Raw genomic sequence first — 21,626 nt, forward strand, 5'->3', positions numbered from 1 at the left:
GTTGAACCACAGGAGCTCTGGAAACATGGCCACGAAGACAGGCAACAGCAGCACGCCGAGCAACACGTCGGAGAAATCAGAGGCAGCGGCCCTGGCAGCCCTCGAGGGCGGCCCCGACGACCTGCCCGAGAGGATCGTCCCCGCCACGGCCCCGGCGGGCGAGGACCTGAAGATCCCGCACCGCGGAGGCTACGAACACTTCCGCCCGACGTCACGACGCCAGGACACGGCGAAGGGAAAGCTGCCGGTCTACGAGTGGTGGGAGCGTACGGAGATCGCCGAGTAGCTAGCCCCTCTTCACGACGGGATCCTGGACGCTCCAAGGAAAGTTGATCCACTCATCGGTCCGCTTCCACACGTACTCGCACTTCACCAGCGACTGCGACTTCTCGTAGATCACGGCGGACCGCACCTCGGCGACATGCTCCAGGCAGAAGTCGTACACGAGCTTCAGCGTTTTGCCGGTGTCGGCAACGTCATCGGCGATGAGCACTTTCTTATCGGTGAAATCGATGACATTCGGAACGGGCGCGAGCATAACGGGCATGTCGAGAGTTGTACCGACTCCGGTATAAAACTCGATATTCACCAGATGAAGATTCTTGCAATCGAGCGCATAAGCAAGCCCGCCCGCGACGAAAACACCGCCACGGGCTATGGAGAGGACGAGATCGGGCTCGTACCCGTCATCGGCGATGGCTTGCGCCAACTCCCGTACCGCTCCGCCGAACTGCTCGTAGCTGAGATTCTCGCGTACGTCGCTCATGCCGGCCCTGCCGCCCTCACACCTGGGTTCGGTGGAAGTTGAGGAAGGACCGCGAGGCGGTGGGCCCGCGCTGGCCCTGGTAACGGGACCCGTACCGCTCGGAGCCGTAAGGGAACTCAGCGGGCGAACTGAGCCGGAACATGCACAGCTGGCCGATCTTCATACCCGGCCACAGCTTGATGGGAAGCGTGGCGAGGTTGGACAGCTCGAGCGTGACGTGCCCGGAGAACCCGGGGTCGATAAACCCGGCGGTGGAATGCGTGACCAGCCCGAGCCGCCCCAGCGAACTCTTCCCCTCGAGCCTCGACGCAAGATCATCGGGAAGCGAGATCTCCTCATACGTACTCGCCAGCACGAACTCCCCGGGGTGCAGGATGAACGGCTCGTCCCCGTCGGGCTCGACGAGCCGAGTGAGGTCGGCCTGCTCGATGGAGGGGTCGATATGCGGGTAACGGTGGTTCTCGAACACCCGGAAGTAGCGGTCGAGCCGCACGTCGACGCTCGACGGCTGCACCATGGAATCGTCGTACGGATCGATCCGGACCCGCCCGGAGTCGATCTCGGCCCGGATGTCCTTGTCAGAGAGAAGCACGCCCTGAGGATACGCAGAGCGCAGGGGCCCGCCACAATCCACCGAGTATCCGAGGACTGTGACGGGCCCCTACGAGATGTAGCCGTGGTCTGGCCGTGGCCGTCTGACCGTGGTGCCGCTTACTGCTTGCCGTCCGCTTGTTGGCCGGTCCGCTTCTCCGCTACCGCTTCTCCATCGCCACGGGTACGACGTTCCGTAGCCGGGCACAGCGCGGACATCGGATCAACCGGCCGGGGCCGAGCCGCTCGGCCTGCTGCATCGGAAGCGAGGCGGTGCTGAACACGTGCCCTTCGGCACAACGGACGACGGTGCTGCGTTCCATCAAGTCCTCAGAGTCCCTTCCCCAAGAGCCGCGTTTGACTGACGTGAAACGCCACATTACGGGACGAACAGAACGGCCCTCCAGGCGGCACTCCGATCCCGCCCACACCCTCTCCCACCCCTCCACCGTACGCCCCAACTCCCGCCCCACGCAGCCCAGTCCACCCCCCGAAAACGACCACAGGCCCCACGGCTTCGACGCCTGGGGCCTGGCATGAGGTACAGTGAACCCGCGTTTCCGACGCCGCTCAGTCGGCGTCTTACGCGGGTGTAGTTTAATGGTAGAACATCAGCTTCCCAAGCTGAGAGCGCGAGTTCGATTCTCGTCACCCGCTCCATGTGAAACCCCCAGGTCAGAGACCCGGGGGTTCTTTGTTGTCCAGACCGGTGGACGGGTGGCGCACCACAACCGCACCATAAGGGCTGGGCTATGGCTCAACCGGATGGAGTGACCGGGGACCGCATGCCGAGCCACTGCTCAGCGTCCCAGGCCCGGAACCGCTCTACCTCGGTGAACCCCAGCTTTGCCGCGAGGCGCATCGAGCCGACGTTGGCGGTCTGGGTGGCGAGCACCACCGGCTCGCCGGGAAGGACGCCGTCGAACCAGTCGAGTGCCGCCACGCACGCCTCGGCGGCGTATCCGAATCCCCATGCCCGCGGCAGGAACAGGTAGCCGAGATCGGCCTTCCCCGCGGCAGCCGGGCGATGGTGCTCCGGTGCTCTCCTGAGCAGGATCTGGCCGATCATCGCCCCGTCGAGATCGACGACGAAACTCCCCGGCCACCGCTCGGGCACCTCGGGCATCTCGCGCTCAAGCTCGTCACGCGGCCGGGGGCCTCCGAGGTAGGTGTGCACCTCCGGCGAGGCGAGCAGCTCGACGAACGCCGCCCGGTCTCGGGCCTCGGGCTCGCGGAGCACGAGCCGTTCGGTTCTGATCGGGGCAGGTGGCCAGGCCACGGGTCCGAGTTCAGTCATGGCGAGCAACCTATCCCTCACCCACGAGAGCGATCCGAAAGAGAAGGCCTAGCTACCGGTGGGCTTCTGCTTGTGGTGCGCGGGGTCGTCCTTGTGGTGCTTCGCACGCTCGGCGCGCACCATCTCGTCGAGCCCAGCCGCCACCTCGCGCTGCCGTTCGTCGTCGGAGTGCTGATAGATCAACGCGGCCTTCTCGGAGGACTGTCCGGCCCGGACCATGGTGTCCTTCAGCGTCGCGCCGGAACGCGTTGAAAGCGTGTGTCCGGTGTGACGAAGGTCGTAGAAGCGGAAGCCCTCTGGGAGGCCGACAGCAGTACGGGCGCGCCTCCACTTCCGGCCGAAAGAAGTGCGGCGGAAGGGAGCCCCCTTCTCACCGACGAAGAGGTGCCCATCAGGCCCCTTCTCGGCGTACCAGGCAAGATGGCGCTTCAACTCCTTCTCCAGGAAGCCCGGAAGGACGACGAAGCGTGCACCAGCATCCGACTTGGTCGCACCGGGAGCGCGCTTGCCGTTGGTGCGCTCAGGCTCGGCGGTCCGGACGCGGATCACGAGGGAATCGAGGTCTACGTCTCGGCGCCGCAGCCCGGCCAGTTCCTCGGGGCGCATCGGACCGTAGGCCCCGAGGTAGACCATGAGCCGCCAGCGGATACCGATCGCGTTGGCGAGGGCATCGACCTGGGCGACGGTCGCAATCCGACGCTCGGTCGCAGCTTCCTTCCCCGCGCCCTTGATCCGGCACGGGTTGCGGCTGATCAGGTCGTCATCAACGGCCGTTTCCATGATGCCTTTGAGCAGGCGGTACGCCTTGGCCACAACCGTTTTGGCACCCGTCGTTCGCAGTCGCTCGGCCCGCCACTCTCGGACGCGAGGGGCGGTGATCTCGTCCAGGTCGAGCGGCCCGAAGGTCGGGAGGATGTGGAGCCGAAGAAGGTCCTCGTACAGGTCCACCGTACGAACAGACAACTCCCGCTCCTCAACCCACTTCTCGGCGTACACACGGAAGTTCACGGCGCCCGCGTCGGGAGAGGGCCAGTCACCGCGGCTGAGGTCTGCCTCCACCTGGGAGAGCCATACCTCAGCGTCCGTCTTGGTTTCGAAGGTCTCGGACGCGCGAACCCGCTGCCCGTCGGGCGCGAGGTACGAGGCCGTCCACTTCCCAGACCGGTACTGCCGGACTGCCCCAAAGCGCCGGCGCCTCCCCTTCTTGTTGGCCATCAGGCGACCCTCCGCAGTCCCGTTCGGCGGAGCCGGACCGGCTCAACGGTGCGAGAGGCGATGTACTCGTGGAGGGCGCTCTCCGGGATGCGGACGTACCGCCCGACCTTCACATACCGGATGCGCCGCTCCTCGATGAGCCGCCGGGGGAAGCGGGCGGTGGTGCCCAGCAGCTCGGCGACCTGGTCGACGGACAGGTAGCGGTCGGTCATGCGGTCGGGTCTCCTTCCGTTCCGGGGGCGGGTTCGAGGGATGCGGTCAGCCACTGCTCCCCGGTGCTGAGGCCGGTTCCGGCGAAGACCCAGTGAGCGAGGACGAGCGTGGTTTCGCCGTCCTGCGGGGCGGTCAGGGTGTCCGGGGTGGCTTGGGCGCGGCGCCATTCGGCGCGGGCATCGCGAAGAGCGCCGAGGGTGATGGAGTAGCGACGGGACTTGGTGGAGAAGTGGCCGCGGAAGCCGAGCATGTGGGCCCAGGCACGGAGCCGGAGGTCTGCCAGTTCGGGGCGTGCGCCGAGGTCCCAGGCAGTGCGGATCATGCGACGGGCATGGTCGGTGATCCTGGCTTGCGCCAGCTCGGCGAGGAACTTGAGCGGCCGGTCCAGGGTGCCGGTCGCCGTCTCGGCGCCCTTGGTGGCGTACTTCGCGATGTATGCGGCCACCGCCCGCTCAGTCAGCTCCTGGCCGTCGTCGAAGTCGGCGGAGCGGATCGTCCGGACGTCGAGCTGACGGCCGAAGGCGAAGGTGTGCGCCCGGCCGTCGATCACCGGCCCGTCCACACGCGCGGCAGTGGCGGCGGCGCGGATGGCATCGGTCAGCAGCTCGGCCGTGGCCCAGGCCGGGGGCGGAGTGTCGCCGCCGTCGGGGCCGTCGAGGCGGATGACGCCGTGGAAGTGCACGGCTCCGCGCTTCTGGTACTCGGCGACCTTGGCGAAGGAGACGCGCGCGTACTCGCGGAATGCGCGTTGGGTGAGCCCCGCGCGCTTGGCGACTTCGCGGCGGAGGTAGATGGAGAAGCGGCGCCACAGGGCCCCGGCGTGTGCGTTCCAGAGCACGGCGGCTTCGTAGTCGTAGGTGTCGGGGTCGAGGGGTGTGCCGAGGGCCGCGTCCTCCTGGTCGTGGTGGACGCCGCAGCGGCAGCCGCGCCCGCCGGAGGGTCGGTTGTGGACAGGGCCGAAGCCGGGGGCGGTGAAGGTGGCGAACACGCGCGGGTGGACGCCGACTTGTTCAGGAGTGCCTTTGCCCCCGCGCAGTCCAGCGGTGATCAGGTGGTAGGTGTCTCGGCGGTACGTCTCGGCACAGGCCGCACAGCGGGTGGCACGTCGGTTGTTGCAGCGCACGAGGAGTTGACCGGCGGGGAGGGCGGCCGAGTCGAGGTGGTGCAGGACGCGGCCGATCTCGCCGGTTGCCGTGTTGACCTCGTACTCCGTGCGGTGGCCGTCGAGGCGTACGGGGCGGGTGCAGCCGCCCAGGCCGGAGAGTTGGCGGGCCAGCTCGGGCATGGTGCCGAGGGAGGCCAGCATGGAGAGTTCCGCCAGCGGGGGCGGAGTCTGCCGGGTGATGATGGGAGTTCCTTTCGGCTGTTTCGGCGGTTGGGAGGGACGGCCCCGGGGCGGCGGGATGCTTGGCGGCGTTGTTGCCGCCCCGGCGGCCGGTCAGCGCTGGTTCGCGCTGCTGTTGCTGATGAGCGAGCGCAGGACCACGGCGGCGATAGCCACGGAGATGGCCGTGACGGCGACGGCCGCCAGGAGCGCGGTGAGTACGACGCCGACGACGACCACGGCAGCAACCGCGCCGACTCCGACGCCCACGTACGGGCTGACCGGACGGCCAGCGGGAGCAGCCGGGGCGTGGTTCTGCTGAGTGGTGGTGATGGTCGTCGGCATGGGCGGGGCGTCGGGCAGCTTGGGACGGAACACGGCGGGACTCCTTGTCAGTCGTGGTTGCCGTTGACGACGTCGACACCGCTACGGGTGCCGGACTCGATGGCGGGGGCGAGGAAGGTGTGCGAGAGCCAGAAGCCGAACAGCGCGATCACGACGGCGACCCAGAGGCGGACGCCCAGGAACTTGATCGCGACCCAGGCGACGACGCCCAGGACGAAGACGAGCGGCAGCGAGACGGTCACGGGATCTCCTCAGCGGACGCGGCAGCGGTGGGTTCGGGCGGCCAGTTCGGCGGCGGCGCGGCTGTCGTAGTCCGTCGAGAAGCCGCACCGTGGAGCCGTACAAGCGGCGGTGTGCTTCTCGCGGCCCCGGCCGTCGTAGTAGGTGGCGACCTGGACAGGGCCGATGCGGACGACCCGGCGGAAGCGGGGATTTGCGGGCATCAGGGGGTCTCCTTCTGGTCGTTGTGGTGGTCGTGGGTGTTGCCGGTGAAGTCGGTGACGTGGTCGGCAAGCCAGCGCAAGATCTCGTTGCCCTCGTAGGTGTCGGCGGCGAGGATGACCGGCTCGGCGATCAGAACGGCTTCGGTGAGGCGGTTCTGTCGGGTCAGCTCGGCGGCGCGTTTGAGCGTGCGGAGCGTGGACGGACGCAAGGGGTTGTCTCCTACGGTCAGGTGAGTTGGGCGGCGATGGCTTCGGCGAGCGGCATCGGGACGCCGAGCCGGGCGCGAAGCGTCGAGGTGTCGATGGCGGTTCCGGTCCGGGCGTGGTGTTCGTCGGCGACCTTGCGGGCGAGCGTGACGAGCGCGGGCGGAAGGGGAGTTGGAGCGGGCGGCGCCGATTCCGGCTTTGCGGTGGGCAGTTCGGGTGCCGCAGCGTTCACGGCGGGCTCTGGCTCCGCCGCTGGAACCTCTGTCGGTGTCGGAGCACCGTGGGCCAGCAGGGTTCCGCCGAGGAATGCGACGGCGGGCCATCCGGCGACGAGGATGCGCAGCCAGGCCGGTACGGCGCCGAGGTCGAGCAGTCCGGCGGTGGCGACGTTGGCACCGAGCGATGCGGTCAGTGCGACGAGGAACCAGCACCATCCGGCCGCTTTCGGCCCGCCGGAGCTGAGCCGCCGCCAGGCCGCCACCAACAGCAGGTCGACGGAGACCGGATAGGCCCACGCCTTCCAGCCCTGTTGACCGGCGGCGTAGGCCAGATCGTGCAGGTGGGCGAAGGACAGCGCGGCGGCGATCACCGCTTGGACGAGTACGGCGTCAATGCGGATGGGCAGCCGCATCACCGCTCCTCGTCCGGCACCTGGTCGCCGCCGGTCAGGGCGGCGGCGTAGGTCTCCAGTGCCTTGACATAGTCGGTGCAGGCGGCGGCCAGGTCGCGGGCGAAGGCCAGGTGATCGGCGATGGGAACCCGGTCGAAAACCGAGACGGTCAGGGAGTGGCCATCTCCGTTGAGAGTGAGGATCGGGGTTCGGCGAGTGCCGTACTGGCTGAGGTGGACGTTGGTAGCGGCGTCCGCGTAGAAGGACATCGTGGCGGTCACGAGGTTTCCTCTCCGTGTTCAGGCATGGCGGGGTAGGGACTTGGCGCGGGACGGCCGCGCCGGCAGTTGGAGCGGGTGCGCTTACTCGGTGACGGGGCGAGGGGCGGCCACGGGCCCGGACTCCTTCACGGGCACGGGCGGGACGTAGGGCCGGAAGGGCGTGAGCGCCGGTACGTCAGGCGCGAGATCGGCCGTCTCGCGGCAGGTGGCCGCAGCGTCGACGAGGGACAGGTACGGGGTTCGGATACGGGACCAGCCGCCCGACGTGTCGCCGACGACGGCAAGGCCAGGCAGCTCGGCGGCGATGGCGCAGGCAGCGCCTACGGCTTCCGGGGCGATGTCGCCGAGCGCCATCTTGGCGGAGGCTTCATCGTTCACGCGGTGGCAGACCCGGCCGGTCAACTGGGCCCGGAGCATGGTTGCGCCCTTGCCCAGCTCGGCGCCGAAACGCTGCCCGCAGACCTCCAGGTAGATTCCGGCGGCCCGGCCGAGCTGAGCGAGCCGGATCAGCTGGGTGACCATCTCATCCCGCCGCTCCTCCTCCTTTCGCGTGGCGACCAGGAAGAGTTCCGCCACCTCGTCGACGAACAGCACGACGGGAGCAGGGCGTTCACTCTCGGGCAGGCCCCAGATGTCCGAGGTGATCTCCTCGTCCGGGGTGCCGGGGGCGATGCCCTGACGGGCCTTGATCAGGTCGTAGCGGTCCTCCATTTCCTTCACGAGCACGGGCAGCAGCTCGGCCGCCTGGTCCGGATCGGTCGCGAGCGCCGAGAGCCGGGCGGCGAACGGCGCCAGCTCCACGCCCCGCTTGCAGTCGATGCCGACCAGGACCACCGGCTGAGCGGCCAGCTCGGCGAGCAGGTTCCGCAGGTACATGGACTTGCCCGACAGCGTGGCGCCGAGGACGAGTTCATGCGGTACGGCGCGGTAGTCGCGTACGAAGGCGGTCGCGTCCTCCCGCAGCGCCACCGGCACGCGGAGCAACCCACGGTCGATCCGGCGAGGCATCCGTACCTTCCGCAGGACGTCGAAGCCAACGAGCCGCAGTTCAACGACACCGGGCTTGATGTCCCGCACGTACACGGCGTGAACGCCCCAGGCGTGCCGCAGACGCTCGGCCGAGGCCGCAACGTCCGTAGGTTCCTGGCCGGGAGCCAGCCGCAGCCGAAGCCGCAGGCCGGTCGTGGTGGGCCGGATCATGCCCCGTCGAGGGGGCACGGGCCGGATCTCACGGCGGGTGGTCGCCCTAACGGCCAGCGCCCGCCACCGGGACGGCTCGACCGTCAGGCCGCACGCGTCCATGGTCGAGGAGTACGAGACCAGCAGCCGGGCCACCGAGACCGGCAGCCCTACCGTGGACCAGTACGCCGCCGGATGGGCGTGCCGGGCGTAGGCCGCGCCGCCTATCGCAGCGAGCGACCCGCCCAGCTCGGCCCACGTCACCAGGTCCGTCACGGCGATCAGCCCGCCTCAGCGACCGGGAAGGCGCCCGGAGCAATGGCGGTGGCCCGGTAGGCGATGCCGTGCCGCTGCTGGCCGTTGAACACGCTCTCCCACGGCCGCGCCACCAGACCCGGCAGCGCGACCGGAGCTCCGAGCGTCAGCCCCTCGGAGACGCCGCTCTCAGGAACCGTGACCTTGATCAGCGACGACTCCCCCTCCTCGATGTAGACGACGCCGACCGTCATCAGTGCCTCGCCGCTCACGGCGTCCTTGGCGATCTCACCGGTCTGCCGGTCACGCACCTTCGGCGACGGCGCTTCGGTGAGCAGGATCGTGGCGGTCGAGGCGTCAATGCGGATCACACGCACAGAGATTTCTCCTTCTGAGTCGATCAACCTGCCACCTGACAAGTTGACTTAGCAAGTTCGAAGGTAAGGATGCCAGGTTGACTTGTCAAGTCGTTGTCGAGCAGAACCCGCCCTGCTCCAGGCTCAGTTCAGGCGGTAGGTGTCTTCGAGCTCTTGCCGATCGGCAGGTAGCAGCACGTCAGAGACTTGCAGCGCCTGCCCGGAAGCGTCGCACGCGATGACAAGGATGCTCAGGACAGGCACGCCATCTGGCACGCCCAGTAGCTCAGCCTCACCGCTCTCAGGCAGTCGAGCCGAAACCCGTTCCGTCACATGGTCGAAGCGGGCTTTCTTCCGCGCCTCCAAGTGCTTACGAACGCTGCCGCTCAGGGCTTCGGAGCTCCCCAGCTCGGTGTCCTCAGCCAGGCCGGCGGGGAAGTACGACGAGACCAACTCGACCGCTTCGCCGCCCTCTTCGACCAGGAACCGGCGCATGAGCACCTTGGCCCGCTTCGGCAGCCCAAGCGCCGAGGCGACCCGCGCCGGAACGGGGACTTCACCGACCTCAACCAGACGTCCCGAGGTCTGCGACTCGTCGCGCTCCAGCGCCTCGCGGCCCCGACGATCCTTCTGCTCAACGACTTCCGGACGACCCCGGACGATCGTGCCGAACCCCTGCCGGGACTCCAGCCAGCCATCCCGCTTCAGCAGCTCAAGAGCCCGCACGACGGTCGGACGGGACATCCCGAAGGCCTGCACCAGCTGGTTCTCACTGGGCACCCGCGTACCGGGCGGGTACGTGCCGTCCTCGATGCGACGTTGAATCGTCTGCGCGAGGCGCACGTACTTCGGTGGCTCCACTTCATACGCCATGAATGCCGCCTGTCGGGATTGGCCAAGTCAACTGGTCAACCAGACTAGCGACAACTGGACCGTCAGAACAGAATCGGCCCGAAGCCCTCATTGGACGGCCACGCGTCGGCAACGATGAAGGAGACGACTGTCCCGCCGAAGCGACTTGGACCGGAGTGCCACGACTCGGCGATGGAGTCGACGAGGAGCAACCCCCGCCCGTGAGCATCGTTGGCCTCCGGTTGCCGCATGCGCACACTCGCCGGGAACCCCGGATTGTGCACCTCGATCCGAAGCGACGTCTCCACCCGATACCACTCAACGCGTACCACCCAGGTCTCATCCGCCCGCCCGTAACGAATGGCGTTGGTGACCAGCTCCGAGATCATCAACACGCAGTCGTCGATCGAGCAGGCCGGGTTGTACGGGGCGATGAACTTCCGGAACCACCGCCGGGCCCGAGGCACAGACTCCGCGACGGGGTGCAAGGTCATGGCACCGAGTCGCGGTGAGTCCTCAGAGGGAAAGCGGTCGATCGTATAGGCCATCCGCACTCACTCCTTGCCGCTGCCGTCGCAGTCGAGGCAGCGCCGTTTCGATGTGGCACGGACGCGGTCGTTGGCCGTGGAGAGCGCCAGCGCCGTACGGGAACCGACGCGCTTCCAACCACGCCCCCGGCATCCCCGGCAAGTTGAACGCGCGCCGCTCTCGTTCGGCCGCCGAGTCGTCACGTCGTGCCCCCTTCCAGACAAGTGGCATTAGCCACTTCATGGATAGTGGCATTAGCCACTTCGGGTGCGCAAGCAGTTCGGCGTAACTGCCCGACCATCAGGTGAGCGGGTAACCCTGCTCGAAGGCCCAACGATGCGGGGGATAGGTGGCTTCGGCGAACTCCAGCGGCCGGTCCTGGAGGTCGAAGACGACGTGATGGACGATCAAGACAGGGGAGTAGGGCTCAAGTTGGAGATCGGCCGCCTCCTCGTCCGTCGCGCTGCGAGCGCACATGCGGTCTTCCGCATAACTGCCCTGACGCCCCGTCGTGTTCTCGACGTACATGAGCGTCCCCTCCTGAATCCGCTCGGGATCCACCAGCTTCGGCGCACGCTGGCCGACATCCGGAGCGAACCACGAGGTAGACAGATTGATCGGACCGTCCTGGTTGTTGGTCACCCGACGCCGATGCACGGCCCGGCGGTCCTTCACCAGCCCCAAGGCCTCAGCGACGTGATCCGGCGCCTCCATCCAACCGGCCGAGGTGATCACTGCGTACTCGCCGGGCGTGTAGATCTTCCCGGTCTGCCGGGCCCGCCCGTACAGCTCACGCGCCCGCCGGTTGACCTCCAGGCTGCGCACGTACGTGCCCGATCCCTGACGCTTCTCGACGAGCCCTTGGTGGCTGAGCGCTTCCAACGACCGTGCGGCAGTGGGCCGGGACACCTTCCAGTCCGCCGCCAACTGCCGCTCCGAGGGCACCTCGTCCCCCGGCCGCAGGTCTCCCCGAAGGATCTGATCGCGGATGTAGTTCGCGATCTGGAGATACTTCGGCTGAGCCTCCTCAATCTGCGGCATCTGCCCTCCTCATCCAAAGTGGCTAGCAAAGTGGCTATGGCCTCTAGCCACTATAGGGTGAGTGGTCAACCCTCGACCCCGTAGGCTGAACCGCATGAAGCGGTTGATCGTCGCAGCAGGAGGAGGGGGCGACGCAGTCGCCGCCGCAATGCTTCACACCGCCCTCTACGGCGACGAGGACCAGGCGGTGATCCTCACGTACGCGTGGGACCGCCTCTTGATCGACCCGGTACCGGGCCCCCGCGGACCGGACAACTTCACCGGCCTCGAACCGATGACTCCGGCCGTGTGGGCAGTGCCGGCCGAAGCCCGCCCGATCGCTCCGGCAGGCTCAACCCTCCCCCGCCTTGCGGCAGAGCTCCCGCACACGTTCGCGCTGATCGATCCGCACCACGGCGCCGAGGGCATCACCCGCCAACTCGAAGAACTCGTCAGCCACTTGTCACCGGCGTCGATCGATCTTCTGGACGTGGGCGGCGACATCCTCGCGCAGGGCGATGAGCCGACGCTGAAGAGCCCGCTGGCCGACGCCGTCACGCTCGCCGCCTGCTGCCAGGTGAACGCACCCATCCGCCTCTTGGTGGCGGGCCCTGGTCTGGACGGCGAACTCTCGCTCGATGACCTACGCGGCACGCTCGGCCCTCTCGTCCACATCCTCGCGGCGAAGGACGTGGAACCGATCAGCTCGGTCCTGGAGTGGCACCCGTCCGAGGCAACCGGGATGCTCGCAGCAACAGCCCGAGGTGTACGCGGCACCTGCGAGATGCGGGACGCCGGACTCCCCGTCCCGCTCACCGACGAAGGCCCGTCGGTCCATGAGGTCGACCTGGACGACGCGTTGAGCCGCAACCAACTAGCCCGCGCCATCATGGCGACCACCACCCTGGACGAGGTAGAGGCGCACAGCCGCGAAGTCTGCGGCTACTCGGAGATTGACTACGAACGCAACAAGGCCGCATGGCTCAAGGAGCAGCCACCGGTGAAGCTCGACCCCGAGGCCGTGCTGTCCCAACTCGCCCAGTTCGAGGCCGAAGCCCGAAGCCGCGGAATCACCCACACGACATTCCGCCGCATCACCGAGGCGCTGAACCTCAACGGCTCCCTTCGCGAGGACCTGCGCCAACTGCTCATCAGCAGCTGCCCGGAGCAGTACGCAGCGCCACTGTGGCACATCCCAGCCGAAGCCTGAGTAACAACTTTCTCTACGGGTTCAAGGCCCGCGCACGGCGCGGGCGCGCGCCGCCTTTCCGGCGCGGCCCGCCTCCTGTCTTCGCCCCGGCTGGCCGCGCCCGGCGGCGCGCTAGCGAGCTGCGGGCATGAAGTGGGAGACACCCTCTGTGGCTGGGGCGGTCGGCTCCACGGCTTTAGGCAGCCACTTTGGGGCGAGCCTCTACGATCATGGCCCCAACGTCGTGCCTTACGGGCAGGTCCACAGACTGCCCGACTCGCCATGAGCTTACGGGGCCATGATCACTCGCCCCAAAGCAGCTCCAGCCCAAAGCCGCTCCGCCGACCTTGTGTAGATGAGACCCTGCTTTTCGCTACCCGAGAAGGAGCCCGATCGATAACATGATCCCGCTCGTTTACGTGAGGAGAGACTAATGAGTGGTACGCGATACTTTAGCGTTGGCTGCCTAGTCCCAAGGATCCATTCTGCGCAATCTCTAGCAGAGTGGCTGAATAAGACGAAAGAGGCATTCGAATCGATCCCATCTGTGCAGGATCTCTCATTCACGGAAATCGATGATCTGGATTACACGTGGCAGGGTGAAATCGGAGACCCCGGAGATGCAGATATTCCCATCCCTGAGTTCGGGATGATGGCTTTCCGTGTACACATTCCGACTCGCCTGCAAAGAAACTTCGGCATACCTTTGGGAGACGACGAGGTCGAGGATTTCTCCGTTCTGACATTTTTTGACCCAGTCCACCCTGTCACCTTTGTGGAATGCGGCAGCACCGCAGTGGAAATTAGAAACCCGGCCGCTTCAATGGTAATCGTTCGCGAGTTTCTTGAAGCAGAACTCGCCAAGGCGAAGTCCGAGGTAAGCCTGTTTCGCGTCGGCCCTAGCCCCTTTCACGTTGACTTCTTTCTCTCGCCCGGTCGAGGTGAAATTCTAATCAGTGATCACCTAAGTGCCCGAGTGAAGCGAACCCTTGCGTACGACCGCATCGACTACTTCTACTCGGAAGAGGCGGAAGCATCTGATTCGCTACTCAAATTGTTTGAAGCATCACGTGAGGAGTTCTCGTACTTCTATCAGTTCGAATCCCTGCGGAACTCTCGATTGCGATCGGCAGGAGAGCTGTCGGCCGAGACTGAGCAGCTGACCGAGAAGTTCAAGGAGAGGGGATTTAAGGCGTACCTGTACCGTACTTTCTCCCTGCGTCATCGGCTACAGGCCGCCCACCTGGACGCCATCTCGGCAAGACTAACTGCGATGCGGCAAAAGAAGAGCGCAAAGGAGGACCTGGAAGGCTTGTACTCGAATTCAGAAGGGGTCGGACTCAAGATCTACCTTGAAAGGGTAACTGAGGAAGAGTACTTGGATGAGATTGAATCGTCTGAGAAGATCCTTGAAATCATTGATGCCCGTCATAGCCAAGAAATTCAAAGATTCGCGACTATCTCCTTCTCCCTCCTGGGTGTCGTAGTGGGTGCCCTGATTACAGCCGCCCTCCGGAGCTGGTGGGGGTAGAGGTGCCTCCCCAACGTGCTGCGGGACGATGCGATCACGTGCCACAGCCGTGCCACATTACGCGGTCAATCACGGTCAACGACGGCTCGCCGCAGTCGAGATGCGCCGCAGGGCTGGGTTGCCTCTACAGCAGGAGTGACCTGGGCACCAGCACTTCCGATCACGTCCGCCCTTACAAAGCGGGGGACGCCTACCCGGTCGACGGCAGTGACGGCAACGCTGACGGCAACGAGCGCGGACGACGACAGCATTCGGCAGCCTGTCGCGGAAGTGGCACGACCCCGCCGGGCCAGGCTGCGGGGTTGTGCCCGCATCTTCTAAGCGCTTGGCTGCAGGTTCGAGTCCTGCCGGGGGCACCAGCCAAGAGGAGGCTCCGGATCGATCATGGTCCTGGCTGCGCCGACCACGGGTAGCCTGCGCCGGCAGGACCTGGGTGCGTTCCCCCTGAGGCCGCATAGCCTCTGCGGGCCCGTACAGCTGTCGGGCGAGGTTCAAGGGGAGGGATGCTCATGCGGCAGCGAAGAGTGATCAGCAGGTTGAGAGATGCGGCCTGGGTGTTGGCACCACTTGGGTTGGCCCTCCTGGCGGGGACCATCGTGTATACCCTCGCGAACTACAAGATGGCCACCGTCATGGGCGACTCCATGAGCCCGACGTACCGCCAGGGCGATCAGCTATTCATCGAGCGGATCGACGCGAGCGAGATACGCCGGGGCGATGTCCTACTCATCGAGGCACCCGAGCGCTATCAGGGCAGACCGATGCTGCGGCGGGTCATCGGGATGGGTGGCGATCACGTGGCGGGGGAGGGAAACCGGGTCACGGTGAATGGGAAGCCGGTCAACGAGCCGTATGTGATGGACGACGAAGAGAACCTGACGGTCAGGCCGTATGACGTGAAGGTGCCGGACGGGCGGTTGTTCTTGCTGGGCGACCACCGGGCGAACGCCAACGACTCACGTTTCCACCTCAGCGAGCAGTCAGGCAGCGTGGCGGCCTCTGGAGTGCAGGGACGAGTGCTAGAGGACTCCGCCGTGCCGACGGTGTTGGTGACGCTTGGGAGTCTCGGGATCGTTCTGGCCCTGGCCGGCTTCGGAGGCTACGTAGTCAGACGACGCGCCTTGAGGCCGCTGTCGTCCGGGGCGCCATGGCCTGTGGGCTGAGCCCGCACAGATCCCCCGTCGGGTCCGCGTGGAAGGCCAGCAGAAGCCTTTGAGGCTTGGGCGGTACCTAAACTTCTGACCCCGCCGTTGCGGTCTCGCACACGGCCTCCCTCGGGGTGCGGGCGGCAGCCTACAGCCTAGAATCGAACATGTGAACGACCGCCCGCCACCCCGACTCGAGATGCTCCGCTTCCTGGAACGCGTCCAGCTAAAGGATCTCGAACGCACACGGCGGTGGATCGCAGCCGAAGAACAGCGCGAGCAGGAACGGCAGCGCGGCCAAGCCACTCGGCCGCCCGAGCCTGAATGGCTGTTGCAACAGTCCCTCGGCGCGCGCCATCCCGTCGCCGTGCACGTCGGCGGATGCCACATGGCGGGCAAGTACGTCCGGCCGCTCGCCCGCGACCAGGCCGTGCGCGCTCTCACCGACGGCATCGACGCCTGCTCGCACTGCCGACCGGACACGGAACTCGGAGTGCTCGACTAAGCGGAGCGCTTCGGCCTCCGGCCGACCGCCTTCTTGTTCGGCGCCTTCCTGGTGCGCTTCTTCGGCGTCTCGCGCGCGTCCGCTTCTCCCTCGCCGCGCGTGGCCCGCGCCTTCTGTACGGACTCCTCCAACGCGGCCATCAGGTCCACGACCCCGCCCGTCGGGGCTTCCCGCTCGGGGATCTCCGGCGGGGCATGTCCCTCCCGCTTTGCCTCGATGACCTTCTCCAGGGCCTCCGTGTAGTGGTCGACGAACTCGGGGCCCTCCAGGTCGTCGACGGCCATGCGGTCCATCAACTCCAGCGCCCCCGCGATCTCTTCCTCCGACAGTTCCACCGGATCCGGTACCAGCTCAGCCGGGTTACGAATTTCGTCGTCCCATCGCATCGCGTGCAGGACGATCGCGTCCTCCCGCACGCGCAGCAGCCCGAGACGTTCGCGGCCGTGCCACGCGAACTTCGCCACGGCGGCCTTCGATGATCTCTCCAACGCCTTGCGGATCAGCACATACGGCTTGCTGGCCACAGGGCTGGCCGCTTCCAGGTAGTAGCCCTCGCCGATCCGGATCGGGTCGATCGACTCGTAGGGGACGAATGCCACGATCTCGATCGCGCGGGCCGTGGGCAACGGTATGTCGGCAAGCTCGTCGTCCGAGACCGGGATGATCGTGTCTCGGGAGAGTTCGTAGCCCTTGCCGATCTCCTCCGGGTCGACCTCGCGGTCTTCGATCTCGCACACCTTCCGCGTGCGAATACGTGCCATGTCGGCCAAGTGATATTGGTGGAAGCGGATGCTGTGGTCCTCGGTCGCCGCGGTCACCCGGATAGGGATCGTGACCAGGCCGAAGCTGATGGCGCCGGTCCAGATGGGGCGGGGCATGGCAGACCTCCGTGGCAAGCCCCGAGCAGCACCAGGCTATGAGCCGTGCAGCAGGCCCGCATGTCAGCCATGGTCACGGACGTTCAGACGAGACCAGAGGCCGAGTCCTGCACATGGGCCAGCCACCCATGAACGCAGGTAAACGCCCCTGCGTCTCTGCGGAGCGGCCCAGCTAATCAATACGACTTAGTTCGCTCAAAGTCCGTGATATTGATCTTCACGTTTGAAGTCTGAAGTGTGGTAGGGAATTCTCCCGTTGTCGTCTGTCCGGGTTGTACATCGGTCACGTACTCGGTGGAGTTGTAGACACGTTCGCCGTTGGACGCGATCGCTTCCCAGTCCCAGGAGTAGTCGGATTTCTCCGCACTCTGATTCTTGATCGTCCAGGTGACCCAGATGTTCTCGAATCCAGCCTGTGAACGGTCATCGATCTTAAAGCTGAGGAGATCATCACGTTCACTTCGCTGAGGTTCTTCCCGTCCACCCTGCAGCTCCTCGCCCTGCTCCTCGGTCTGCCGCTCTTCGGTCTGAGTTTCTCGGGTCGGGGCTGGGGTGGATCCGTCGTCCTCAGTGGTGCAACCACCGAGTGTTAGACCGCCAAACACAGCCACTGCCACAAAGGCAGCTGTAATACCTCGGTTCTTCATAGCGTGACCCCTTTATTGCTATAGGTCACATATACACCCATCTGGCGCCCAGGGCGGGGGTGGGCCCACGTGCCGGGGGTGTACTGGTCAGAGGTGCCAGAGGGGTGACGGCCCTGACACGGATCACGGCAGCCGCATTGAGATCATCCATGGTCGGCAGTACGGACAACCGTTAGTAACGCTGACACCGGCCGTGCATCAGCGGACCCGACAGACCGAGTTGCGGTACAGCAGCGAAGTACAGCAACCTCAGTGACTGCCATTGGCTCATCTCGACCTTGAGGCTACCGGCCGGAGCCTCAATGCCCCTGGATGACCGATCCACATAGAGCTACGGATCAGAAGGTCGCGCAGTGAGACAGCCCGCGTTGCTGGGCCGTAGACCCCTCAAGCACCCACCGGCTGTCGCCGCTCGTAGTGGTAGTGCACGTCCGAGAACTTCGGCGGCGCGGACGGCTCCGGATAGCCCACCTCTTCGACAACCGGTTGGACCCGCGAGAAGAACGCATCGAACGCCTCGGTCGATTCCCACAGGTCGATGACGCGTAGTCCCGCGTCCGTAATGATTGCCGTGTGGAACAGCAGCCCTTCAGGGGGCTGGTCCGCTCGCGCGCCCACGCGCCGATCCACGGTGTCGTACTGCTGCGCTGTCACTCCCGGAAACTCGATCTCCATCAGTACAGCCATGAGAACCCTCCGATGATGGCGGCGAACCCCAGCCGCCGAGCGACGGCCCATCTCACTTTCAGGCTCCCCCCAGAGCTCTGGGTGCGCAAAGCGGGCGTTCGGAGCGAGGAAGTACCGGGACCGCTGGCAGCAGTAAGGCGCAGCCGGTACAGCGGAGCCGTGATCGAACTTACGAAGCAGTGATCGTCCGGCGCACCACAAGCGCACCAGATCGAGCGGGGAACAGCGGGGAATCACGGTGAAACCAGCCCAGCCCGACGAGGCCACGCCCCGCCCATTCGCCCAGGTCAGCGCCCCAACCGGCCTCAGAAAGCCTCAGCTTCCCAAGCTGAGAGCGCGAGTTCGATTCTCGTCACCCGCTCCACGTTCAAGGCCCAGGTCAGCGACCTGGGCCCTTTTGCTGTCCGTCGTAATCACTCGCCGCGTGCCAGATTCGTGCCAGAACGCTGATCGTCCGGCTTGGCCGCCTGTTCTTCTGGCACGGCCGCAGCTTCCTGGCGTGCCTTGCGTACGGTCGCGTCCAGCCCGGCAGCAACTTCCTGCTGCCGCTCCTCATCGGAGTGCTGACAGATCAGCGCCGCCTTCTCCGAGGACTGCCCGGCACGGACCATCGTGTCCTTGAGGGTGGCGCCGGAGCGTGTGGACAGGGTGTGTCCGGTGGGCCGGAGGTCGTAGAACCGGAAGCCCTCAGGCATACCGACGATCTCACGCGCCCTGCGCCACCTCCGCCCGAACGTGCTGCGCCGGGAAGGGAGCGCCCTTCTCCCCGACGAAGAGCAGCCCATCGGGGCCCGGCTCGGCGTAGCTCTCCAGGTGCCAGCGGAGCTCCCGGCGGAGGAACGCGGGAAGAATCACAGTCCGAGTTTCTGCCTCAGACTTGGTGTCGCCCTGGACGCGCCGCCCGTTCATCCGCTCCGGCTCGGCGAGGCGGACCCGGACGCGCAGGTTGTCGAGGTCGACGTCGCGACGACGGAGGCCGGCCAGCTCTTCCGGCCGCATCGGACCGTACGCGCCGAGGTAGACCATGAGCCGCCACCGCATCCCTATGGCGTTGGCGAGCGCGTCGACCTGGGCGACGGTGGCGATGCGCCGCTCAGACGCTTTCTCTTTACCGGCGCCCTTGATCCGGCACGGATTCCGCGTGATCAGCTCATCGTCCATGGCCGTCTCCATGATGGCTTTGAGCAGCCGGTACGCCTTGGCCGTGATTGTCTTGGGGCCCGTGATCCGCAGCCGTTCGGCCCGCCACTCGCGGACGCGTGGAGCGGTGATCTCGTCCAAGTCCAAGTCTGCGAAAGCTGCCAGATGCTTGTCGAGGAGGTAGCGGTACAGGTCCTGGGTCAGTGCAGCGAGCTCCCGTTCCTCCACCCACTTGTCGGCGTAGGCCCGGAAGCTCACAGCCCCGGCATCCGGGTCACGCCACTCGCCACGGCGGACCTCTGTCTGCTTTTCAGCAAGCCAGTCGTCAGCGTCCGCCGTCGTCTCCAAGGTGATGGGAGCCGGGCGCATGACGCCGTCAGGCCCCGGATAGCGCGCCTGGTACCGGCCGGACGGAAGCCGTCTGATCGCCCCGAACGGCGCCGCCTGCCCTTGCTGTTGGCCATCAGGCAGCCCTCCTGTAAGGCGCGCGGGGTCGCCTGAGCGGCCCACGCAGGTCCTCGCCCTGGACGACCGGCTCAAGCACATCGACCAGCAGATCCGGCAGACCTTTCGCACCCCCCCAAGCCCACATCATCGAGTCCCTGCCGGGCATGGGCCCCATCCTGGGAGCCGAGTTCATCGTCGCAGCCGGTGACCTGAGCACTTACGCGGACGCAGGCCACCTCGCCTCCGCAGCCGGCCTCGTGCCCGTTCCACGCGACTCCGGACGCCGCACCGGAAACCTTCACCGCCCCAAGCACTACAGCCGACGCCTCCGCCGCGTCTTCTATCTGTCCGCCCAGACCAGCATCATCCGCGAAGGACCCAACCGCGATTACTACGTGAAGAAGCGGGCCGAGGGCTGCAAGCACGTCCAGGCCGTCATCGCCCTCGCCCGCCGACGTGTCGATGTCCTGTGGGCGCTCTTGCGTGACGACAGGCTCTTCAGCCTCCATCCACCCGTCGCCCAAGCCGCCTAAACGGGCCAGCGAACCCCGCCTACCCGGCGACAGCCTACGGGCCAAACCAGAAAGGCGGACCCCAGTGGGCTTCGACGCAGAACGATCAGCGCGCATCGCTGCCATGCAGGAAACCGCCCGGCCCGTCTGGGAGGCAACCGGCGACACGGACGCACTCCAGCAGTTCCTCAAGGACAACGGATGTCACGGAGTGGAAGCCGTGTTCGTGACCATGGGCCTGTTGCACTGCGATCTTGCCGAAGCCCAACGAGCCTTCTTCAACGCCCCATGCCGCGACGCCGAGCGCCGCTTCCACAACCACGCCATGGACCTGCTCGAAGAGGCCGCCGACCAGGACGCCGACACCACCAGCGGCCCCGCATAGGCCCTTGACTCGGTCATTAAAGACTCCACCGACCTCCGCTGTACGGTGCCCATCAGCCCCGCTGTGGCAGACAAGCTCTGCGAGAATCCGGAGACCCTTGTGCTGGTCGGAGCAGTCGACATCTACGCAAATCATGCGCTGGTCTTCATCGGGTCCCCTGACCCCCCGGAGCTGGAGTGGGATGAAGCTGCAGCGTGTGGGGACGGCAGACACATCGCCGTTAAGACCCGCGGGCAGACCGCTCTCACCCGGGTGTCGGTTTGGAAGCGGGCGATGCCGCTCATCGGCGAGATCGTCTTTGACGGGGAACTCGATGTGGAGCAGTCTCAGGTGTGCGTGGCCGACCTCGAAAACCTCACCCGGTGGATTACTCGCCTGGTAGCCACAGGTTCGCAGCGTGTCGTGGTGTGCGTTGACGATCCCGGTCGTGCCTCACGAGTGCAGGTTGGCTTCGGTCTGGGCGACCAAGTGCTCGAGCTGACCGCCGTTGCGTGTCACCCACTGCCGTCCGTCCTCGCCGCCCCTGATGGCGCACTCTCCACACCGACGGAACTCGGCCTGATCCTGGACGGCCACGATTCACCGTTCTCCCGCCTGGCGGCAGCGATCAAAGTCCTAGCGGCGCCGATTGAGGACGGGCCCTGGCCACGTCCGTACTACGTCACCCTGGTCACAGAGTGGCTCCGTGGATTGGCCAGCCATATTTCGATCGCGCAGGCAGAGACCTTCGGGCAGGAGATCGCCGACCACCTGAGGGCTACCGCTGGAACCGTCAGGAACGGCGTTCATGACGAGGTTGCGTGGGAGCTCGCCACTCGCGTCATGGGAACGGTGACCTCCGCAGAGAGTCATCGTGGACCTGATATCTGCAGCTGACATGAACGCCGGGTGCAGACAGGGACCTGGGGGCCTGCGCCGTGGGCGTGAAGTACAGCAGAGAAGCACAGCAACCGTGCGGACCGCTACCGACCGTCGCTGAACGTCACAGCCCGGCTGATCAGGCGAGGAAACCTCAGCGACCGCACCGCCGGTAGTTCGCATCGAGGGGTGTACGTCGAGCGATGGCTTGACTCGGTCA

27 protein-coding genes, 1 tRNA gene and 2 pseudogenes are annotated in these 21,626 nt (G+C 66.2%); 9 read left to right on the top strand and 21 right to left on the bottom strand.

Annotation, left to right across the window (positions count from 1 at the left end):
* Positions 1-91 precede the first annotated feature (91 nt).
* A complete protein-coding gene (locus tag ACGFNK_RS08015) occupies positions 92-286 on the top strand; it encodes a DUF5988 family protein (RefSeq protein ID WP_033328980.1) in 195 nt (64 codons plus the stop codon).
* Here ACGFNK_RS08015 and ACGFNK_RS08020 read toward each other — a convergent pair whose 3' ends face one another.
* Positions 287-766 (bottom strand): phosphoribosyltransferase, encoded by a 480-nt coding sequence (locus tag ACGFNK_RS08020; RefSeq protein ID WP_393413033.1) that lies wholly within the window; start codon positions 764-766, stop codon positions 287-289.
* A gap of 16 nt (positions 767-782) precedes the next feature.
* A complete protein-coding gene (dcd, locus tag ACGFNK_RS08025; RefSeq protein WP_393413035.1) occupies positions 783-1,358 on the bottom strand; it encodes a dCTP deaminase in 576 nt (191 codons plus the stop codon).
* A gap of 585 nt (positions 1,359-1,943) precedes the next feature.
* Here dcd and ACGFNK_RS08030 point away from each other — a divergent pair.
* Positions 1,944-2,017: transfer RNA gene (locus tag ACGFNK_RS08030), tRNA-Gly, on the top strand.
* A 97-nt stretch (positions 2,018-2,114) separates the two neighbouring features.
* Here the strand turns inward: ACGFNK_RS08030 and ACGFNK_RS08035 are convergent.
* The 15 genes from ACGFNK_RS08035 to ACGFNK_RS08105 all read right to left on the bottom strand — a co-directional run bounded on the left by ACGFNK_RS08035 (position 2,115) and on the right by ACGFNK_RS08105 (position 11,503).
* Entirely contained in the window at positions 2,115-2,654 is a 540-nt protein-coding gene (locus ACGFNK_RS08035) for a GNAT family N-acetyltransferase (protein WP_393413037.1), read from the bottom strand.
* Between the two features lie 48 nt (positions 2,655-2,702).
* A complete protein-coding gene (locus tag ACGFNK_RS08040) occupies positions 2,703-3,869 on the bottom strand; it encodes a tyrosine-type recombinase/integrase (RefSeq protein ID WP_393413039.1) in 1,167 nt (388 codons plus the stop codon).
* Positions 3,869-4,081: an excisionase family DNA-binding protein gene (locus ACGFNK_RS08045; protein ID WP_393413041.1), complete on the bottom strand. Its 213-nt coding sequence runs from the start codon at positions 4,079-4,081 to the stop codon at positions 3,869-3,871. Before ACGFNK_RS08045 ends, ACGFNK_RS08040 begins: the two co-directional genes overlap by 1 nt.
* Entirely contained in the window at positions 4,078-5,388 is a 1,311-nt protein-coding gene (locus ACGFNK_RS08050) for a replication initiator (RefSeq protein ID WP_393413043.1), read from the bottom strand. The genes ACGFNK_RS08045 and ACGFNK_RS08050 overlap by 4 nt, the downstream gene beginning before the upstream one ends.
* A 132-nt stretch (positions 5,389-5,520) precedes the next feature.
* Positions 5,521-5,784, bottom strand: a complete 264-nt coding sequence (locus ACGFNK_RS08055) for a SpdD protein (protein WP_393413045.1) — start codon at positions 5,782-5,784, stop codon at positions 5,521-5,523.
* Between the two features lie 14 nt (positions 5,785-5,798).
* Positions 5,799-5,993 carry a hypothetical protein gene (locus ACGFNK_RS08060; RefSeq protein WP_393413047.1) on the bottom strand — a complete coding sequence of 65 codons (195 nt, stop codon included), beginning with the start codon at positions 5,991-5,993 and terminating at the stop codon, positions 5,799-5,801.
* Positions 5,994-6,002: 9 nt separating this feature from the next.
* On the bottom strand, positions 6,003-6,194 hold the full coding sequence (locus ACGFNK_RS08065; protein ID WP_033321455.1) for a mobile element transfer protein: 192 nt from the start codon (positions 6,192-6,194) through the stop codon (positions 6,003-6,005).
* Positions 6,194-6,403, bottom strand: coding sequence for a hypothetical protein (locus ACGFNK_RS08070; protein WP_393413049.1), 210 nt, complete (start codon positions 6,401-6,403; stop codon positions 6,194-6,196). The genes ACGFNK_RS08065 and ACGFNK_RS08070 overlap by 1 nt, the downstream gene beginning before the upstream one ends.
* Before the next feature lie 17 nt (positions 6,404-6,420).
* Positions 6,421-7,032 (bottom strand): DUF2637 domain-containing protein, encoded by a 612-nt coding sequence (locus ACGFNK_RS08075; protein WP_393413051.1) that lies wholly within the window; start codon positions 7,030-7,032, stop codon positions 6,421-6,423.
* Positions 7,032-7,292: a hypothetical protein gene (locus ACGFNK_RS08080; RefSeq protein WP_393413053.1), complete on the bottom strand. Its 261-nt coding sequence runs from the start codon at positions 7,290-7,292 to the stop codon at positions 7,032-7,034. Before ACGFNK_RS08080 ends, ACGFNK_RS08075 begins: the two co-directional genes overlap by 1 nt.
* Positions 7,293-7,373: 81 nt before the next feature.
* Positions 7,374-8,747 carry an FtsK/SpoIIIE domain-containing protein gene (locus tag ACGFNK_RS08085; RefSeq protein ID WP_393413055.1) on the bottom strand — a complete coding sequence of 458 codons (1,374 nt, stop codon included), beginning with the start codon at positions 8,745-8,747 and terminating at the stop codon, positions 7,374-7,376.
* A gap of 5 nt (positions 8,748-8,752) precedes the next feature.
* Entirely contained in the window at positions 8,753-9,103 is a 351-nt protein-coding gene (locus ACGFNK_RS08090; RefSeq protein WP_393413057.1) for a hypothetical protein, read from the bottom strand.
* 123 nt (positions 9,104-9,226) lie between these two features.
* Positions 9,227-9,955 carry a GntR family transcriptional regulator gene (locus ACGFNK_RS08095; RefSeq protein WP_393413059.1) on the bottom strand — a complete coding sequence of 243 codons (729 nt, stop codon included), beginning with the start codon at positions 9,953-9,955 and terminating at the stop codon, positions 9,227-9,229.
* A gap of 62 nt (positions 9,956-10,017) precedes the next feature.
* A complete protein-coding gene (locus tag ACGFNK_RS08100) occupies positions 10,018-10,482 on the bottom strand; it encodes an ATP-binding protein (RefSeq protein WP_033321449.1) in 465 nt (154 codons plus the stop codon).
* A gap of 280 nt (positions 10,483-10,762) precedes the next feature.
* Positions 10,763-11,503 (bottom strand): GntR family transcriptional regulator, encoded by a 741-nt coding sequence (locus ACGFNK_RS08105; RefSeq protein ID WP_393413061.1) that lies wholly within the window; start codon positions 11,501-11,503, stop codon positions 10,763-10,765.
* Positions 11,504-11,597: 94 nt separating this feature from the next.
* On the opposite strand from ACGFNK_RS08105, the gene ACGFNK_RS08110 reads away from it, so the two are divergent.
* From ACGFNK_RS08110 to ACGFNK_RS08125, 4 genes are all read left to right on the top strand, one after another.
* Complete coding sequence (locus ACGFNK_RS08110) at positions 11,598-12,692, top strand: DUF1152 domain-containing protein (protein WP_393413063.1); 1,095 nt, start codon at positions 11,598-11,600, stop codon at positions 12,690-12,692.
* Positions 12,693-13,104: 412 nt separating this feature from the next.
* Positions 13,105-14,202 carry a hypothetical protein gene (locus ACGFNK_RS08115; RefSeq protein ID WP_393413065.1) on the top strand — a complete coding sequence of 366 codons (1,098 nt, stop codon included), beginning with the start codon at positions 13,105-13,107 and terminating at the stop codon, positions 14,200-14,202.
* 509 nt (positions 14,203-14,711) lie between these two features.
* Positions 14,712-15,365 (top strand): signal peptidase I, encoded by a 654-nt coding sequence (gene lepB / locus ACGFNK_RS08120; protein ID WP_393413067.1) that lies wholly within the window; start codon positions 14,712-14,714, stop codon positions 15,363-15,365.
* 151 nt (positions 15,366-15,516) lie between these two features.
* Positions 15,517-15,852 carry a DUF6233 domain-containing protein gene (locus ACGFNK_RS08125; RefSeq protein ID WP_393413069.1) on the top strand — a complete coding sequence of 112 codons (336 nt, stop codon included), beginning with the start codon at positions 15,517-15,519 and terminating at the stop codon, positions 15,850-15,852.
* On the opposite strand, the gene ACGFNK_RS08130 is transcribed toward ACGFNK_RS08125, so the two are convergent.
* From ACGFNK_RS08130 to ACGFNK_RS08145, 4 genes and pseudogenes are all read right to left on the bottom strand, one after another.
* Positions 15,849-16,730, bottom strand: a complete 882-nt coding sequence (locus ACGFNK_RS08130) for a Ku protein (RefSeq protein ID WP_393413071.1) — start codon at positions 16,728-16,730, stop codon at positions 15,849-15,851. The genes ACGFNK_RS08125 and ACGFNK_RS08130 overlap by 4 nt on opposite strands.
* Positions 16,731-16,906: 176 nt before the next feature.
* Positions 16,907-17,377: a hypothetical protein gene (locus tag ACGFNK_RS08135; protein WP_393413073.1), complete on the bottom strand. Its 471-nt coding sequence runs from the start codon at positions 17,375-17,377 to the stop codon at positions 16,907-16,909.
* 387 nt (positions 17,378-17,764) lie between these two features.
* A complete protein-coding gene (locus ACGFNK_RS08140) occupies positions 17,765-18,064 on the bottom strand; it encodes a hypothetical protein (RefSeq protein ID WP_393413075.1) in 300 nt (99 codons plus the stop codon).
* A gap of 413 nt (positions 18,065-18,477) precedes the next feature.
* Positions 18,478-19,668: pseudogene (locus tag ACGFNK_RS08145) on the bottom strand (tyrosine-type recombinase/integrase).
* A 47-nt stretch (positions 19,669-19,715) separates the two neighbouring features.
* Here ACGFNK_RS08145 and ACGFNK_RS08150 point away from each other — a divergent pair.
* From ACGFNK_RS08150 to ACGFNK_RS08160, 3 genes and pseudogenes are all read left to right on the top strand, one after another.
* Positions 19,716-20,184: pseudogene (locus ACGFNK_RS08150) on the top strand (transposase); the annotation flags it as partial.
* A 103-nt stretch (positions 20,185-20,287) separates the two neighbouring features.
* A complete protein-coding gene (locus ACGFNK_RS08155; RefSeq protein ID WP_393413077.1) occupies positions 20,288-20,548 on the top strand; it encodes a hypothetical protein in 261 nt (86 codons plus the stop codon).
* A gap of 63 nt (positions 20,549-20,611) precedes the next feature.
* Entirely contained in the window at positions 20,612-21,424 is an 813-nt protein-coding gene (locus ACGFNK_RS08160) for a hypothetical protein (protein ID WP_393413079.1), read from the top strand.
* Positions 21,425-21,626: the final 202 nt, after the last annotated feature.

It is taken from the genome of Streptomyces sp. NPDC048825 (assembly GCF_043198355.1).
Taxonomy (GTDB): Bacteria; Actinomycetota; Actinomycetes; order Streptomycetales; family Streptomycetaceae; genus Streptomyces; species Streptomyces xiangluensis.